The 17333-nt window shown below is 32.6% G+C and carries 16 protein-coding genes; 2 read left to right on the forward strand and 14 right to left on the reverse strand.

The window, feature by feature from the left end:
* Positions 1-224: 224 nt before the first annotated feature.
* The 8 genes from ACJQQZ_RS09910 to ACJQQZ_RS09945 all read right to left on the reverse strand — a co-directional run bounded on the left by ACJQQZ_RS09910 (position 225) and on the right by ACJQQZ_RS09945 (position 8445).
* Positions 225-1340 (reverse strand): MFS transporter, encoded by a 1116-nt coding sequence (locus ACJQQZ_RS09910; RefSeq protein ID WP_408023127.1) that lies wholly within the window; start codon positions 1338-1340, stop codon positions 225-227.
* The gene (locus ACJQQZ_RS09915) at positions 1340-2524 is read right to left on the reverse strand and encodes a hypothetical protein (RefSeq protein ID WP_049423172.1); all 1185 of its coding nucleotides are present in this window, start codon (positions 2522-2524) and stop codon (positions 1340-1342) included. The genes ACJQQZ_RS09910 and ACJQQZ_RS09915 overlap by 1 nt, the downstream gene beginning before the upstream one ends.
* A gap of 344 nt (positions 2525-2868) precedes the next feature.
* Positions 2869-3714, reverse strand: coding sequence for a DUF4064 domain-containing protein (locus ACJQQZ_RS09920; protein ID WP_145506393.1), 846 nt, complete (start codon positions 3712-3714; stop codon positions 2869-2871).
* 100 nt (positions 3715-3814) lie between these two features.
* Positions 3815-5830 (reverse strand): FtsX-like permease family protein, encoded by a 2016-nt coding sequence (locus ACJQQZ_RS09925; RefSeq protein WP_261369368.1) that lies wholly within the window; start codon positions 5828-5830, stop codon positions 3815-3817.
* 17 nt (positions 5831-5847) lie between these two features.
* Positions 5848-6594, reverse strand: coding sequence for an ABC transporter ATP-binding protein (locus ACJQQZ_RS09930; protein ID WP_408023128.1), 747 nt, complete (start codon positions 6592-6594; stop codon positions 5848-5850).
* 103 nt (positions 6595-6697) lie between these two features.
* Positions 6698-7594, reverse strand: coding sequence for a sensor histidine kinase (locus ACJQQZ_RS09935; protein ID WP_145506399.1), 897 nt, complete (start codon positions 7592-7594; stop codon positions 6698-6700).
* A gap of 5 nt (positions 7595-7599) precedes the next feature.
* Positions 7600-8265 (reverse strand): response regulator transcription factor, encoded by a 666-nt coding sequence (locus tag ACJQQZ_RS09940; RefSeq protein WP_075778257.1) that lies wholly within the window; start codon positions 8263-8265, stop codon positions 7600-7602.
* A gap of 21 nt (positions 8266-8286) precedes the next feature.
* Entirely contained in the window at positions 8287-8445 is a 159-nt protein-coding gene (locus ACJQQZ_RS09945) for a hypothetical protein (protein WP_002452059.1), read from the reverse strand.
* A 254-nt stretch (positions 8446-8699) separates the two neighbouring features.
* Between ACJQQZ_RS09945 and ACJQQZ_RS09950 the strand changes: the two genes are divergently transcribed.
* The gene (locus tag ACJQQZ_RS09950) at positions 8700-10154 is read left to right on the forward strand and encodes an alkaline phosphatase (RefSeq protein ID WP_145506402.1); all 1455 of its coding nucleotides are present in this window, start codon (positions 8700-8702) and stop codon (positions 10152-10154) included.
* Positions 10155-10236: 82 nt separating this feature from the next.
* On the opposite strand, the gene ACJQQZ_RS09955 is transcribed toward ACJQQZ_RS09950, so the two are convergent.
* The 3 genes from ACJQQZ_RS09955 to ACJQQZ_RS09965 form a co-directional block, all read right to left on the reverse strand.
* A complete protein-coding gene (locus ACJQQZ_RS09955; protein WP_015364644.1) occupies positions 10237-10338 on the reverse strand; it encodes an SE2200 family small protein in 102 nt (33 codons plus the stop codon).
* A 178-nt stretch (positions 10339-10516) separates the two neighbouring features.
* Entirely contained in the window at positions 10517-11980 is a 1464-nt protein-coding gene (locus ACJQQZ_RS09960; protein ID WP_408023129.1) for a poly-gamma-glutamate hydrolase family protein, read from the reverse strand.
* Between the two features lie 236 nt (positions 11981-12216).
* Entirely contained in the window at positions 12217-12666 is a 450-nt protein-coding gene (locus ACJQQZ_RS09965; protein WP_002452056.1) for a MarR family winged helix-turn-helix transcriptional regulator, read from the reverse strand.
* A 162-nt stretch (positions 12667-12828) separates the two neighbouring features.
* Between ACJQQZ_RS09965 and ACJQQZ_RS09970 the strand changes: the two genes are divergently transcribed.
* A complete protein-coding gene (locus tag ACJQQZ_RS09970; RefSeq protein ID WP_145506408.1) occupies positions 12829-14469 on the forward strand; it encodes an alpha-keto acid decarboxylase family protein in 1641 nt (546 codons plus the stop codon).
* A gap of 135 nt (positions 14470-14604) precedes the next feature.
* Here the strand turns inward: ACJQQZ_RS09970 and ACJQQZ_RS09975 are convergent, their stop codons facing one another.
* From ACJQQZ_RS09975 to ACJQQZ_RS09985, 3 genes are all read right to left on the reverse strand, one after another.
* On the reverse strand, positions 14605-14817 hold the full coding sequence (locus ACJQQZ_RS09975; protein WP_002452054.1) for a hypothetical protein: 213 nt from the start codon (positions 14815-14817) through the stop codon (positions 14605-14607).
* Between the two features lie 24 nt (positions 14818-14841).
* Positions 14842-15849: an ornithine carbamoyltransferase gene (argF, locus tag ACJQQZ_RS09980; protein ID WP_145506411.1), complete on the reverse strand. Its 1008-nt coding sequence runs from the start codon at positions 15847-15849 to the stop codon at positions 14842-14844.
* Between the two features lie 267 nt (positions 15850-16116).
* A complete protein-coding gene (locus ACJQQZ_RS09985; protein ID WP_186364171.1) occupies positions 16117-17259 on the reverse strand; it encodes a CapA family protein in 1143 nt (380 codons plus the stop codon).
* Positions 17260-17333 lie beyond the last annotated feature (74 nt).

Below are 17333 nucleotides of genomic sequence, written 5' to 3' on the forward strand. Positions count from 1 at the left end.
AATGAATGTTTGTACATTTTTAGATTCTAAAAAATATTGTTAACCAATATTTTAAATTACTTTTTCTAAAAAGACTATCTTTTCAATACAATTTTTAAAATTTAATATTTTAATATTTAAAGAAATAATTAGGTGAAGGTTGTGAAATAGTAAGGTAAGGTTTTCTAAATAAATCTATTCTATAAAAAATAACCTGAGACATACCAAACGTCCCAGGTTATATATTATTGCTTTTTATGTGTATCTTCATATCGAATTCGTTGTCGATATCCATACGTACTTTCTTTGATTAGTTCTTCGTCAAGTAAACCTGCACCAATGGCACCTGCTACAGTTGATATTGAAGCTGCAAACCATGGAATACTTAGATATAAGTCAGGGCCGGCTGGTCCTTTAAGACTAATTTGTTGGCCTAAGAAATCGGCAGGTAAAAGAACTAATTCTGCAAATAAAAACATTAAGTACAGGATAATATAATAAATGATAACTGCAATCAAGAGTGTCATCACTGTAGTTAAATTATATAAAAGTGTAATTCTTTTATTACTACTCTGCTTTGTGGATTCCCATAGGTCATGTGACATCATAACCCATAGCAACATACCTAGTATCGCAATAATAGAAATCCCAAATAATCGCCACATTGAGAAATTATTAGCCATTTGCCACATTGTTGTAAATATTAAACCAAACGCACCAGTAGTAAAAGCAATGGCAACAATGTTACTTAAACTCGCCATCATATTTAACGGATTATTGGCAAATGTCATCCCACTGACTAATCTAAACATGCCTCTTGATCTAGAACTAGATAAGTATCGTATATGTTTTGAATCTGTGTCATCTAAATACACTTGTGTCTTGTCTATTTTAGAAAGTGGGATCTGTTGTTTAACACTTTGTTCGATATAATCATTATCATCATAATTACGGTGGTCTTGCTCTGCATGATGGACTTCATTAATGATTGTAACAATCGCGTTTTTAAATCTTTTTTTAACTGGTCTCCAACCAAACGCAGGATATGAGAAGATAGCTGCACCGTTTCTCATATTAATGTCCAGTGCCATGACGCGTCTGTGGTGAAATATCGGTAAGTCTGTAATAGCTAATACGTAATCCCATTCTCGTTCATCATGATACGCTTGTACCTTTTTAAATATTTCTTCTACTCTTTCCGCATAGCCGGTTAGAGGGTCAACAACTAAATCAATTTCCCATTCAATTTGATTATTGTGTTGTTCTGATAAAATGTCAGGTATATCTTCCATTAAATTCTCTGCTAGTTTTTCAGTAACACCAGGTGCTACAACTAAACCAATTACCTTTCTTTCAGACATTAATGACCCTCCTCTCTATGGTCTTGTTTCTTTTCTTCATATACATCGTCATCACTATCATCACTAGTAGACTGTCTTTCAACCTCTTGTTGTGATGGATCATGTTGTTGTTCTTGCTCTTCTTTTTCTTCTTGTGCTTCCTTATAACGATGGTATTGACGGTATGAATACGTAATCTTTCTTATTTTCTCTTCATCTTCTACTGTAGATCCCATTGCTCCAGCTAATAAGCCTAGTGATGATACAAACCAAATTAATTTAACATAATTCATAAAAGTAAATTCTGCTTGTGCACTAGTCCAACTATTAAATAAACTCACTGGTACAAATAATGTGATACTTATAATTAATAATAAATACAATATGAAATAATTGATTAGCGTAATCACAATCAGTGTCAACATCGTTGTGGCATTGTATATCCATCTATACGTTCTTTGCGATTTGGCTGTTTTTCTTTCAATCAATTTATGCGCATATAGCAGCCAACATGCCATACCTACAATAGAAATAATCATTAATACAATAAATCTGATAGGTGAGTAAATCACACTAAGCTCCCACGGCATAGAAAAAATAGACACATATGTCCCTGTAGCAAAGGCAACTGAAATAATTTTTTTGAAATTAAAAATATTTTTCCATGGTTTATTAGCACGCGTCAAACCACAAATCAACTGAATCCAACTTATAATCATTAATGTATTAATATATCGCCTCTTGGGAGATTCGTCTTCTTCGGGTTCTACCGATTTTAAATGAATGAATGGATGGGTGCTCGTCTTTGATAATGGTTCATTATAATAAAGTTGTTCAATCATCGTAGTAATACTACTAATCAACTTTCTTTTTAAATCAATCGCACCCAATGAAGGTAATGATAACATTGCGACTTGCTTTTCGTTATTGAAATCACTAACGACTACCTTTTTTCCAGAAATACTAGGAAGGTCCGTAACACATATTGCGAAATCCCAATGTTTTTCATTTTTAATTTGTTCTGCTTTATCAACACTCTCGTGTACATCTTCTGCTGAACCGATAATTAAATCCTCTTGAACATCAAAGTTCCACTGACTATCATCATTAATCCTTTCTGTCAGCAATTGTTTGATTTTGGGAATAATCTTCGTCACATGCTCATGCGCAACACCAGGCGATGGTACCAACCCTACTGTATACATCGATGAATCCTCCTTTCTTTAAAATATATGATTCAAAAAAACAATATAATCATCTCTTTGTTTACAATGATTAAAATCATGTTATCTATCTTTGAAATTTTCATAATAATTTGCACGCAAATTATATTATAGACTTATAGAGAAATTTCAAACCTTTTCAATGAAAAAAGTCAATATCAATTCATAATAACGATATTGATTACATTTGACAAATAACATGTATTCACAATTACTTTTTTAAAATAATTAGTTGCGCATATAGAAATTGTTCCTCAAATAAAAAACCTTGAAAGGAACAATGAAATGTTCCCTTCAAGGTAAAGCATAAAATCTACTACTTATAGTTATTTCTTATCATCATTCTTGAAGCGACGTGTTACTTTATCAACGAAGTTATCTTTATTATGTGTTTCATTTTCAAAATGGTCTTGAGAATGGTCTGTATCACGACGATTGTCATCTCTGCGATCTGCATCGAATCCGTTGCGTGCGTCTCTTCCTTCTACGTTACGATCATCGTGTCTTCTTTCTGTATCTTCGAATCGACGATCTGTGTCTTGATGATTAGCATCACGACGGTCTACATCATGATGGTCTGCTCCGTGACGATTGTCATCTCTGCGATCTGCATCGAATCCGTTACGTGCGTCTCTTCCTTCTACATCACGATCATGTCTATCTTCTACATCGTGATGATGTTTACGATTGTCATCATTTAAATGGTCTGCTTTATCATGATGCTTATCCTTTGAATGTTTGTTATGGGCACTGTCTTTATCCTTTATATCATGATTATCTTTATTTTTTCTAACTAATAACATAATACCTGCAATAATCCAGAATAAAGCAGCAATCCAGTTTATTACTAATGAAAGTACAGCAGCAATGATGAGTAAAACACCTGCTAATTTCGCTTTTTTCTTAATTAGTAGTGTCGCAATAAGTGCAATCACTAAAATAACTAAACCATAAATAAGTCCAACTTTAAGTATTGATGGTAATAACTCAGACATATGTGACGATGAGTCCACGGCTGGATTTGAAGCCGCCTGTTCTTTAGCCTGTCTTTTAATTTCTTTTTGCACTTCGCTTGTACCACCAAACATGGTACCAATGCCTAAACCTAATAATATAAATAATTGAGTAATGATCCCTAACCAAGCAAGGATCCGTTCAATTGTCCTTTTCATTAAATTACACCTCTTTCTTTGTTTCTTTATCATTACCCAATTGAAATACCATGTATGCTTAAATTATAAAATTAAATCGCTAATAGTTTTATTTTTCCTATTATACCAGTAGTTTATAAGTTTTATTTTTTAATTGATTTACATAATTTAAGTATAAATAGGAAGTCATTTTATACATAAATAGGTAAAGTACACTTACTATAACTATCACACTTAAAAAACTAATTATAAATATACCTCTACTAACTTCTCCAAATAATCCGAGTACATTATATATTATTTTTGAGGCAACCACTGTATGGAGTATACCTACAATGAACGGAACGCTGAATAACCAAATTAACTGTTGATCTAATATTTGTTTGATATCATCATTATCTAATCCTAGATGTGCCATTGTGACATAATGATCAACATCTTCTTGTGCTTCTGATACTTGCTTAAAGTAAATCATTAAGAATATACCAATCAATAAAATGAAAGAAACTAAACTTCCAACAAATATTAAGCCACCATTGAAGTTATAAAACATTTTACGAAATGATTCATAGCTAGTGATATTAATATGATATTTTTGTTCAATTTTATGAATATCCGGTGTGTCTTTCCCTTTTAAATCATACGCATTAAATTCAACCATCGTGTGAGTCACTTGATCGTCAGCTTTGGATGATGTTTTAGTATAATATTGGATGATTTGATCGCGTTCTTTGTCATTTTTAACGATTAAATTAATGTTTTCACTAAATCTTATAGAATTCACATTGGTTTCTTCAACTGGTTTAATATTAAAGGATCTTCCTCTTAGTACTAATTTGTCATTCAAATCCAGCATTTGCATGCTCGTGTTCACACCTATTTCATTTGATTTTAAATGTAGTGGGCGATTAAATTGATTATAATCATTCAATGTCATAATCGTAATAAACACATTTTTAGTACTCCATGGATCAATATTGAACTTGTTTGGTGTGTTACTTGGTTTGAGTAAACGCCGATAATCCGAATGCTTATCTAAAAGCACATTAAACATGGATTGAGTATAGATTTTCGGTGTATCTGAATGTACATTTTGTTTAATATCTTTGGTTACTGCTTTAACCTTTTGAGCTACCTTTTCATCATGATGAAAATCACCTTCAACACTGGTAAGGTATTGATTTTTCCACATATTACGAACATTCTCACCCATACTTCTGTATGTTGTGACGGTCATCCCTAAAGTAACAATCAAAAACGTGCATAAAATCGCGATACTTGCTAACCCTACTGCGTTCGATTTCATACGTGCCCTTAATCCTGATATCAAAAAGAATCGTTTAGGTCGATAGTAAAACTTAGGCAACTTTTGTAACCTTTCAACGAGTAAAACACTTAATGAAATAAATAATAAATAGGTGCCTATAAACACAAAAAAGATAGCAGCAAACAATGACAAAATCGACTCTATTGGCGTATTATTTTGCAAGGCTATACGATAACCATTGCCAACACATAAAACACCGATCATTAATAAACTATAATTGAATACATTTTGAAATCGATAATCACGATATGCCTTCTTATTCATTAATTGCATTGGATTTTGCATAGTGACTTTAAATATATTAATAATTAATAAAAATATCATGACAATTGACAATAATAGCAATGTTATCCACATAGCTTTAAAATCAAATGGATAGGCACTTAGGTACCCTTCTCGTCCTGTCGCTACCTTACGAATGAACATAAATAATAGTGCACCGAATAAATATCCTCCAACGATACTCAATAATGAGATAATACAATATTTTATGAAGGATTCTATGAATATCATGATGCTAAGATGACGTTTTTCCATACCTAAAATAATATAAAGTGAATATGTCTTTTGTTGTTGTTTTATAACAAATTGATTCGCATAAATGATAAATATGATAGCTAATAATGACATAAATACATTTCCAATTATTGCAAAAACACCTAGTAATTGTTGATGTTGTTGAATATATGTGTTTGTAGTTAGCGATAATAATATGTATTCAATCGCAAATATCGTACTGGAAGACAAAATAAAAGGTATAATGATATGCCGTTGAGTTACAAAATGACGTTTCACTATTGTCCAAATCATTGTTAGGGGCACGTGATTTACTCCCTTCCATTTATGATTGCTAAACTATCAGCAATTCGCTTTTGAAATGCTATCTGGCTTTCTTCGCCACGATATATCTCGTGATATAAACGGCCATCTTTAATAAAAACAATACGGTTGGCATATGACGCATCAATATTAGAATGCGTAACCATTAAAATCGTTTGTTGTTGTTGATTGAGGTGTTGAAATAATTGCATTAACTGTTTCGAACTTTTTGAATCAAGCGCCCCCGTTGGTTCGTCCGCTAATAAAAGTTTAGGGTGTGTAATAAGCGCACGTGCTATAGCAACGCGTTGTTTTTGTCCACCAGAAATTTGATTTGGAAATTGATTTAAGATGTCACTAATATGAAGTTGTCGACTCACTTTCTCTATACGTTCTTGCATCGTATGAACAGATTGATTACTTAAGACCAACGGCATTAAAATATTATCTTTATTTGTCATTGATTCTAAAATATTAAATTCTTGAAAGACAAATCCTAGTTGTTCTCGTCGAAATTGAGCAATATCTCTTTGTTTCAATGACGCTAGGGATTGACCATTCAATTGAATGGTACCTTCCGTTAATTGATCAAATGTAGCAATCAGTTGTAATAATGTAGATTTACCAGATCCTGATTCACCCATAATGGCTACAAACTCACCAGTATCAACTAATAAATTCATATCGCTTAAGGCTTCAGTTCTATTCAAACCCTTTCCAAATACCTTTTTGACATGTTTGACTTCTAGTAACATATGGACGCTCCTTTCTAATACCAACTCTATTTTATATTAAAAAAGGACCAACAACATTTATAATTTCTTACAAATCTTGTTGGCCATCTTACAATTTTGAAAGTTAGCTTTGCATTGGAAAGCTAATTGTAAATTGTGTACCTTTATTCAATTCTGATGTCACTTCAACATTTAAATTCAGATGTTGCGCAATATGTTTAACGATAAACAATCCAATGCCACTTGAGGATTCATTAAGGCTACCATTGTAACCAGAATATCCTTTGTCAAAGATTTTCGGCAAGTCTGCTTGGCTAATACCAATACCGTTATCTTTAATACATAATTGTTGAGAAGTTGAATCAAAGTCAATCCATATATCTTTTCCACGTGCATACTTTAATGCATTATTTAGTATCTGTTCTATCAATATTGAAGTCCATTGTGCATCTGTTAAGACGCTATTATCAATAGATTGGTAATGAATTTTAGTGTGTTGTTCTATAAAGTGAATACGATATTTCATGATTAAGGGTTTAATTAAATCATCTATAGTCACCTCGGTGATTGTCATATCAGACGCTTCATTAAGTAGTTTTAAATAACTGAGTGCTAAGCGGGTATAATTATCAATTTGTACAATTTCTTGTCTCACTTGATTGACAACATTAGGTTCATTACGCTCTAGTAATAGTTGCGATGCAGTGATAGGCGTTTTGATTTGATGTACCCAGGTTAAGAAATAACTTTCAACATCTTTACGATATTCAATTTGCTTGTTTTTCATTTCAAATAGTTCTTCTTCGAGTGACACTACTTTTTCTTTAAGTCTTTCTTCTTTTTGAAAACCTAAATAACTGATCCACCAATAAATACACATAATAAATAAAATGATTGCTACACCTAGTATTAACGCACTTTTAGGGAGTGAAAAAACGAAGAAAATGAGTACAAATAGTAAGGATATGAAAGTAACAATCGCTATTTCATTTTTAATTGATTTAATAAACGTTAGTAACATCTTATTTACACCCTATAACCCACATTTTTCTTCGTTTCAATAAAATCTGTTAAGCCAATTTGATTTAATTTTTTTCGTAATCGTGTCATGTTCACTGCCAAAGTATTATCATCAATATAATTTTCTGATTCCCAACATTTTTCAATCAGAGCTGTTCGATTCACAAATTTCCCTTCATTTTGAAACAACAGTTTAATGATTTGAAGTTCCGTTAAAGACAGTTGTGTCACCTCACCTTGGAACATTAACTTTGCCTCATCAGCAATCAGTTGACATCCTTTAACATTTAATTCGTTATTGGATACAGCTAAATCATAAGTTCGTCGTAATAAAGCTTGTACTTTTGCAACTGTTAACGATAAATTGAATGGTTTCTCAATAAAATCATCGCCACCCATTTGAATCGCCATAATTTGATCCATATTATCCGTCCGTGAACTGATAAATATAATAGGTACGTTTGATATTTTTCTAATTTCTTGGCACCAATGGAATCCATTTAAAGTAGGTAAATTAATATCTAGTAGTACTAAGTCAGGTAGATAGCTTTTGAAATCATCTAAAATATGAGAAAACTGTTTTGCCAACTTAACGTCATAGTTCCAATTCTTAAGTTCATTTGCTAAACTTTCTGCAATGACTAAGTCATCTTCTACTATCAAAATCTTCATTGAGATACACCTTTCGTTGCGTTACATAGATTTATCTTGATGTTGTGATTGATTTGAATCAGTTTGAGTATCATTTGATGCTTTTTTAGCAGCTTCATTCTTCTTTCTTCTTTTTTCTTCATAAATACTTAATGCAATAAAACCTATGATGAATAACGGAGATAACATAACAAATATCATTTTTTCACCTCGTTTATTTTAAGCATGAGTTTCCATGGTGTCAAAATGGCTTCCAATTTCTCTCTTGCTATACTCTATTTAATATCTATTTTACATGTTTATTATTAAAAGTACATTTGTTATGAATCATCCGTTCATAAAATCCCCTTTTATCCATGTTTACAATCTATTTACAAGAACCACACATTTAATCAAAATGCCTTGCTTATACTTAAATTGTAATACGTTTATACATATATTAGGGGGCTTTTTAAATGAAATCATTTAATCAATATACTAAATACTTGTTATCAGGTAGTATCGTTGCTGCAACATTATTAAGTAGTACGAATGTATCTTTAGCTTCTGGTACAAATACAGATAACAATAAGAAACAAAGTAATGATGAAGCTATTGCTTTCGGTAATACTAAAAACCCTAAAAATGTCATTTTCTTAGTTGGCGATGGAATGGGTCCTTCATTTAACACTGCGTATCGTTATTATCAAAACGATCCCTCAGCTAAATCGATGAAACCCACTACATTTGATAAATATTTAAAGGGTACTAACCGTACTTATCCTAATGACCCTAAAGAAAACGTGACAGATTCTGCGGCAGGTGCTACAGCGTTTAGTTCAGGTCATAAAACATACAATGGTGCCATTGGTGTCGATGCTAATAAAAATAATGTGAAAACTGTATTAGAAAGTGCAAAAGAAAAAGGTAAATCTACGGGCCTTGTATCTACAGCAGAAATCACTGATGCAACCCCTGCAGCTTATGCATCTCATGTTGATTCTCGTGATAAAAAAGATGAAATTGCGAAACAATTTTATAACGATAAAATTAACGGCAAACATAAAGTAGATGTCATTTTAGGTGGCGGTTCTAAATATTTTGGCAAAGAAAATGGGAATTTAGATCAAAAATTCAAAAAAGATGGTTACGATGTGGTTTCTAATAAAAATGAACTGAATCAATCAAAGAGCAATCAGGTGTTAGGTTTATTCTCTGAGAAAGATATGCCACTTCAAATTGATGCGCCAGAAAACAACCCATTATTAGTAGATATGGAAAATAGCGCTTTAAGTAAACTTGAAAAGAATGATAAAGGGTTCTTCTTAATGGTAGAAGGTGCATCTATCGACAAAGCTGCACATCCAAATGATGTTACGGGTGTAATGTCTGAAATGCAAGGGTTTGATAAAGCTTTCTCAAACGCGATTAACTATGCTAAACAACATAAAGATACACTTGTTGTAGCAACAGCAGATCATTCTACAGGTGGTATGACCATCGGTAAAGGTAAAGATTACAAATGGAATCCTCAATCAATTCATCAAATGAAACATTCTGGTATGTATATGACAAAAGAAATTGCTACTGGTAAAGATCCTGAAAAAGTAATCAATGATGGCTATGGCATTGACTTCCCTAAAGAACAACTTGATAAAGTTAAAAAAGAAGCTAAAAAGCTGAAGAAATTAACAAAATCAGGCAAAGATGAAAAAGATCCAAAAGTTGTCGAACAAACGACACGTCTTCAAGATGCAATTCAAAAACCAATCAATGATGCATCTCATACAGGTTGGACTACTTACGGTCATACTGGTGAAGATGTAAATACGTATGCCTATGGTCCTGGATCTAATCAATTCAAAGGAAATAAAGAAAATACAGATAGTGCGAAAAACATCTTTGATTTCTTTGCTAATGACGTAAAATAAGCTTTGATATTAAATAAACCGAGATGAGCGTGACTCATCTCGGTTTATTTTAATGTATGCATCTATTTATTCATGATACATATTAATATTCAATATTAGGTGCTTGGTTTACATGGTTTTGATACTTTTTAAATGCATAGTAGCCTGCACCGACTAAAGTTAATAATATAGCGAATTTTTTCATCATAAAAACTCCTTTTTCGATTATTCATTTCAACTATCGCTTTGAAATTCTTATGACATAATTATACACTTTTTTTCAACAATTTTAAAAACCTTATTATCAATGGATTGAAAAAACATAAATTAAATTTAATATATATCGCCAACATTCTTTTTTCAATACACTCAACACGTTGATTTTAATGTGCTGATGTATCCGTAGTTTTAGATATTGCCATATGCAAAGCATCTGCAAATTGATACATTAACGGCGACCAATTATCTTCATTTTTTCGTGATGATGTACTCATATCTTGATTATTAAATAACGCTTTTCGTAATGAGGTCGTTAACTCTAATTGCACGCCAGTACTATTTTCATTTTTATTAATGAAATTATTCTCATTTAATCCGCCTAAATATTCAGGTGGAACTTGTACAGTAAATCCTCTAATTTCCAATTGTGATTGAATCTCATCTCTTAGGTCAGACTTAGCGCCGCCTAAGAATACAATTGGGTCGTCTCCTTTAGCTCCATGTATGGAAATGGTAGCCGATCGTCCTTCAACCATTTGATGTAAAGTTGGATCATCATAATGTGTCGACGTCACATGCAATTGTGTATTATTAGATGGTCTAGTGGCTTCAAATGAAAAGTAATCATAACCGCCTTGTTGTGCAAGTAACTTTGTTAACTCAGACGTACCTTGTTCTATATTACCTCCATGAGGCGCAACGATTAGCACTTGGTTGCCTTGGTCACGAGTTTCTTTCTTCCAATCTATATCTTCTTTAGTTTCTCGTTCAAGTTGGGTCATTGAAGTGTAATAATCTTTGTGTGCACTTTCAATCGGTTTGATAGGTTTAACATCCGTATTTGTACCTATCGCAGGTATTGTAGTTTCTTTCGAATTTGCGCTTTTTGGTGTTGTAGTTGATGTTGTCGATGTTACTGGTTTCGTTGATGAAACAGTCGTCGTTGACGGTTTAGTACTTAATCGTGATGTAGATGTCGTAGGTGCTTTTGCAGTACTTGTTGATGTCTTGGATACCGTCTTCGATGTCTGGCTCGGTGGACGCGTCGTTGTAGATGTTTTCGTTGACGTTGTTGATTTTGATGGTGTTGTAGTTGTATGTTGTGTCGTATTTGTTGGTTTCGTTGTTGATGGCTTTGATACTGTTGGCTTTGTTATAGGTGATTTTGTTGTCGCATGGTTTGTTGAGGATTTCGTACTTGTGGTTCCACTTTTAGGATGTATAGACGTAGGTGCTTTTGCTGATGTTGGTTTTTGTGTATGACTCGTGCTTGTTTTAATCGTAGATGTTTGATTTGTTTTAGGAGCTGAAACAGATACCGCTTTGACTGTTTGAGTTGGTTGCTTAATAGCTGCTACTTTAGTCGTCGTTTTCACTGTAGTTGGCGCCTTAACTGTTGTTGTGACACGTTTCACAGCTTTCTTAGACTGGGATATATGAGGTGTTGTTGATGATGTTCGTGTTTGATTTTGAGCACTCGTATGGTTGTAAGTCGTTTGTAAAGTAGAAGCATGGGCAGTGGCTTGTTGAGTCACGACACTTATTGTTCCTAAACTAATTGACGCGGTGATTAAACCTAACGTAATTTTAACAATTGGTTTAGCTTTTTTAGTTACATATCTTTTCATTCATAAACTCCTTAAAATAAAATGCTTTTATCCTATGTTAACTTATCCATTGTAAATAGCAATAATTTTATTTAATATAACAACTATTTATTACATTATTAACAAAAATTTAAAAAAGAGTATGTATGATGTTAATATTTTCAACATTATTACTTAACATTTAGACTTTCTCATTACATTTCATAAAAATCCCCTATTGCATCATATGCAACAGGGAAAATTAGTAAAAGTATAAGTTAATCTTGTCTTTTTAAATGTTCAATATGTTTGAAGCCATCTCTTTGGTTGGCTAACGCTTCCATGATATCGTACCAATTGTTTCCTACTTTTTGTTGAATCGTTTGTAATAGATGATCTTGTGCGTAATTGAGCTCATTAATTAACGCATTACCTTTTTCTGTAGCAAATAGCTGTTTAACACGACGATCTTGTTCGGATATTTGCTCTATAATAAGCTCTTTTTCTTTTAATGTTCTCAGTGTGGCATGAGAACCTTGCTTTGATATTTCCAATGTTTGAAGTAACTCTTTTATCGTAATTCCCGGTAATTTATTGATAAAAAATAAGAAACGGTGATGTTGGCGACTCATACCATATTGTTCGATAATGTCATCCGCTGTCGTAACAAAGGTTTTATAAGCAAAGTAAAATAACATATGTTCATAATCATTTTTATTTGTCGACATGTACTTTCTTTCCTTTTCTAATATTTAAGGTTCATTATAATAAAGTTTCCTATTTTAGTCATGCTAAACTTTTCTAAAAGGTCAAGTTGATTGACTTTATTTCCACAAAAAGTTATCTTTTAATTGTAAAATGCAAATACATAAACAAAGGTGGTATGCATAATGAAACAACGTGTAGGACAATATTTAATGGATGCAGTTAATGCTGCAGGGATAGATAAAATATTCGGTGTCCCTGGTGATTTCAATTTAGCCTTTTTAGACGATATTATTTCTCATGACCAAGTAGAGTGGATTGGTAATACTAACGAATTAAATGCGAGCTATGCCGCCGATGGTTATGCTCGAATTAATGGATTAGGTGCATTAGTTACTACGTTTGGGGTCGGAGAATTGAGTGCTGTTAACGGCATTGCTGGATCCTATGCTGAACGCGTACCTGTCATTGCAATTACTGGTGCACCCACTCGTGCTGTTGAGTCAGCTGGAAAATATGTTCATCACTCTTTAGGTGAAGGTACATTTGATGATTATAGAAAAATGTTTGAACCAATAACAACTGCGCAAGGATATATTACGCCAGAAAATGCAACAACTGAAATTCCTAGACTTATTCAAGCAGCGATCAACGAACGTCGTCCAGTTCATTTACATTTGCCAATCGATGTTGCAATGACTGAAATCGACGTGGCTAAGCCTTTCCAACCTGAAACACGTGATGATCAAGATGTATCTCGCTATATTCAAATGATTGAAGATAAATTACATTCTGCTAAACAACCTGTGATTATTACAGGGCATGAAATTAATAGCTTTGGTTTGCATTCTGAATTAGAACAATTTGTAAATCAAACTCATATTCCTGTCGCACAACTTTCTCTTGGTAAAGGCGCTTTTAATGAAGAAAACGAACATTATCTTGGTATCTTCGATGGCAGTATCGCCGAAGAAAATGTTAAAAACTATGTTAATCAAAGTGATGCCATATTAAATATAGGTGCGAAATTGACTGACTCAGCGACAGCCGGTTTCTCATTTGAATTTGATATCGATGATGTTGTGATGATTAATCATAACTATTTTAAAATGAATGAAACAATCACTGAACAAGTTGCACTACCTCATCTTTTAAATGGCTTAATGACAATTTCTTATAAAAACAAATCTGAGTTTCCAAAATATCAACGACCACAAGGAGAAAACTATCAAATCGATCATGAACCATTAACTCAAGCAACTTATTTCAAAATGATGCAAGACTTCCTACAACTGGATGATATTTTAATTGCTGAACAAGGTTCTTCATTCTTTGGAGCCTATGATTTAGCTTTATATAAAGACAATACCTTTATTGGACAGCCTTTATGGGGGTCTATCGGTTACACATTACCTGCAACTTTAGGTACAGAAATCGCTGCACCACATAGACGTAATGTCTTACTTATCGGAGATGGTTCTTTACAACTGACAGTTCAATCGTTATCAACAATGATCAGACAACAATTGAAACCAATTATATTTGTAGTTAACAATGATGGTTATACAGTGGAACGTTTAATTCATGGTATGAAAGAACCATATAATGATATTCACATGTGGGATTACAAAGCGCTCCCTGCAGTATTTGGCGGAGATAAAGTAGTCGTCCATGATGTTAATACATCACATGAATTAAAAGAAACATTTGAAAAAATCAATGCAAATGGTGATTGCATGCACTTTGTTGAAGTGAAAATGGCAGTTGAAGACGCGCCAGCTAAATTAAGTGATATTGCTAAAGCATTTGCTTCACAAAATAAATAATAGAACATAAAAGAGGTTGAGACGCAAAGTTTTGGTGCTCTAGGAACGCTCATGATTCGACAAAATTGGGAAAACCATTTTGCTCATCGTTAGGTTCTGCTCAAATCCTAAACACTTTTGTCTCAACCTCTTTATTCATTTTTGATTAATTATCTTTTCAGATTCTAACTTTGCTATAACATCATTAATAGTTTCGTTTTGAATTTCCATTTTCATATCTTCGTGTATTTCATTTTCTATCATAGGGTAAATATAGTCAATAATTTGCTTGCTCGCTATTTCGCCTATTTCTATTTCATAGTTATCATAAAGAAATGACTTTAATGCTTTAGAGACTTCTATAATCATGCATAACACCTCATTTGTAATCTCTTATTTTATGCCACCTAAAGTTAATGCCATTACAGCTTTAATAGAATGCAAACGATTTTCTGCTTGTTTAAAAACTATAGAATAAGGACTATTAAAGACCTCATCTGTGATCTCCATTTCCGATAATCCATATTTTTCGTAGACCTCTTTACCTACTTGAGTTTGTGTATTATGGAAAGCTGGTAAACAATGCAGTACTTTCACATCAGGATTTTGAATCTTTTGAATTAATGACATATTGATTTGATAAGGTTGTAATGCCTTAACTCTTTCTTCTATAACATCTGTTGGTTCTCCCATTGAAAACCAAACATCCGTATAAATAGCATCCGTTTGATAAACGCTCTTTTCAATATCACTACTGATTTGAATCGTTGCGCCTGTTTGTTGTGCATAATCGTTAGCCATTGTTACCACAGATGATTCCGGCAAACGAGATTCTGGTGCCACAATATTCATATTGACACCTAATAACGCCCCTGTAACTAACAAGTCATTCGCTACATTATTTCGAGCGTCTCCAATATATGTTAATGTCTTACCTTTTAACGTCCCCCACTCTTCTTTTAATGTCATAAAGTCCGCTAACATTTGAGTAGGGTGCCATTCATTAGTTAAACCATTCCAGACAGGTACATTTGCATGTTGGGCTAGTGTTTCAACATCATTATGATCATGTCCTCTAAATTCGATACCATCATACATACTTCCTAGAACTTTTGCCGTGTCATATATACTCTCTTTTTTACCTAAATGAATCTCTCCCTGTCCAAAGTAATCTACTTGAACACCTAAGTCGTGGGCCGCAACACTAAAGGCTGCTCGTGTACGTGTAGATGGTTTTTCAAATATAATGGCTATATTTTTATTTGTTAATAATTGATGTGATTGATTATTTTTCTTTTCTGCTTTTAATTGTTGTGCCTTATCTATGATGTAATTCAATTCATCTTTAGAATAATCGGTCGATTTTAATAAACATTTACCTTCAAAGTTAAACTTGCTCATGTCATCAACTCCTTGATAACATCTTACAACATAGTAAATATAAATTCAATAAATTGTTTATTTATGCATTGTATTAATATGATCCTATTACCCATTCTATTGATTTTACGGGCATTAAAGGAGTAAAAATGATTTATTGTTGTATACATCATTAATATAATGAATATCATTTACAATGTTTCTCATGAAACATTTAACGATGTTGTTAGGTAACAGTGTGTTAAATATTTCTAGTAACACAATTGATTTCAGAAGCTAACGTATTTTTTATAAACTGTCTTCATCTAAAAATCTTTCATTAATAACCTCTTTAGTTATTTGTTGTAATCGCAATTTGCTCATTTCAGAATTCGGGTCATAATTTCGACCATGTTTACTGATTAAACGTTCATCAATATCCTTTAATTGATATATTTTAAAGTTCACTTTACTGTTTTTATTGTATATATTACTTAATTCATAATAATTAACCATACTTCGCCATTTAACGTTTTCGATTTTTACTGCTTTAGGCGTTTTCATTATTTTAAATTCTATTCTACCGAGTAAGTCATTACTTTCATTTCCAGTTTCCTGTCCATTCAAGAAATTTCCTAGGGAATAAGCGACTAAGGTACGATGATGATCCTTACCTTTGATCCATTCAACGGGTTGTATAACATGTGGATGTGTACCTAATACTACATCCACCCCTTCATCAGCAAATAACTTTGCATATTTTCGTTGTATTGGATTAGGTTGATGAGATCCTTCATTTCCCCAGTGTGCCGATACAAATATGACATCCGCTACTTCTTTGGCTTGTTGTATATCCTTCTTAATTTGTTTGTCATCAAAATAGTTGATTTCGTATTGATGTTTAGGCTTAATTCCATTAGTACCAAATGTATAACTAAGCAGTGCTATATTGATACCGTTTATCTTTTTGACAGCCACCTGATCATGAGACTTTTGCGAATCGTAAGTACCTGTAAACAACACTTTATTTTTATATTTATCCCATTGTTGAATATGATATTTAAGTCCTTCATCACCTTGATCTAATGCATGATTATTAGATCCATTAATAAAATTAAATCCTGTTTCTACCAAACTATCTGAAATATCCCTAGGTGTGTTAAATCGTTTAAATCCATGATAAGGGCGATGATCTCCACCAATTGGAGATTCTTGATTGATAAAAGCAATATCTGCCGCTTGAATATCTTTTTTTATATGTTGATACATAGGGTTAAAATGATATGTAACACCATCTGATTCAAGTGCATCCTTATATACATTAGGATGTATTAAATTATCGCCTACTGCTACAACTTGTGCCTCTTGCTTTAAATCCATCCGATATACCATCGTGCTAACTAACAAAAATAAAATAAAAGACAAAATCGATATTAAATAATACTTTTTCAATGTTGTATCTCCTCATATACAATATACATACAACATTACTATATTCATTAACAAAAACAATGTTATTAATTTTA

The organism is Staphylococcus sp. KUGN1 (genome assembly GCF_045984185.1).
GTDB lineage: Bacteria > Bacillota > Bacilli > Staphylococcales > Staphylococcaceae > Staphylococcus > Staphylococcus warneri_A.

Bases quoted from the DNA above. Each gene is read 5' to 3' on its own strand.
- ACJQQZ_RS09910 (WP_408023127.1), bottom strand. From the start codon at position 1,340: ATGTCTGAAAGAAAGGTAATTGGTTTAGTTGTAGCACCTGGTGTTACT.
- ACJQQZ_RS09915 (WP_049423172.1), bottom strand. From the start codon at position 2,524: ATGTATACAGTAGGGTTGGTACCATCGCCTGGTGTTGCGCATGAGCAT.
- ACJQQZ_RS09920 (WP_145506393.1), bottom strand. From the start codon at position 3,714: ATGAAAAGGACAATTGAACGGATCCTTGCTTGGTTAGGGATCATTACT.
- ACJQQZ_RS09925 (WP_261369368.1), bottom strand. From the start codon at position 5,830: ATGATTTGGACAATAGTGAAACGTCATTTTGTAACTCAACGGCATATC.
- ACJQQZ_RS09930 (WP_408023128.1), bottom strand. From the start codon at position 6,594: ATGTTACTAGAAGTCAAACATGTCAAAAAGGTATTTGGAAAGGGTTTG.
- ACJQQZ_RS09935 (WP_145506399.1), bottom strand. From the start codon at position 7,594: ATGTTACTAACGTTTATTAAATCAATTAAAAATGAAATAGCGATTGTT.
- ACJQQZ_RS09940 (WP_075778257.1), bottom strand. From the start codon at position 8,265: ATGAAGATTTTGATAGTAGAAGATGACTTAGTCATTGCAGAAAGTTTA.
- ACJQQZ_RS09945 (WP_002452059.1), bottom strand. From the start codon at position 8,445: ATGATATTTGTTATGTTATCTCCGTTATTCATCATAGGTTTTATTGCA.
- ACJQQZ_RS09950 (WP_145506402.1), top strand. From the start codon at position 8,700: ATGAAATCATTTAATCAATATACTAAATACTTGTTATCAGGTAGTATC.
- ACJQQZ_RS09955 (WP_015364644.1), bottom strand. From the start codon at position 10,338: ATGAAAAAATTCGCTATATTATTAACTTTAGTCGGTGCAGGCTACTAT.
- ACJQQZ_RS09960 (WP_408023129.1), bottom strand. From the start codon at position 11,980: ATGAAAAGATATGTAACTAAAAAAGCTAAACCAATTGTTAAAATTACG.
- ACJQQZ_RS09965 (WP_002452056.1), bottom strand. From the start codon at position 12,666: ATGTCGACAAATAAAAATGATTATGAACATATGTTATTTTACTTTGCT.
- ACJQQZ_RS09970 (WP_145506408.1), top strand. From the start codon at position 12,829: ATGAAACAACGTGTAGGACAATATTTAATGGATGCAGTTAATGCTGCA.
- ACJQQZ_RS09975 (WP_002452054.1), bottom strand. From the start codon at position 14,817: ATGATTATAGAAGTCTCTAAAGCATTAAAGTCATTTCTTTATGATAAC.
- argF (WP_145506411.1), bottom strand. From the start codon at position 15,849: ATGAGCAAGTTTAACTTTGAAGGTAAATGTTTATTAAAATCGACCGAT.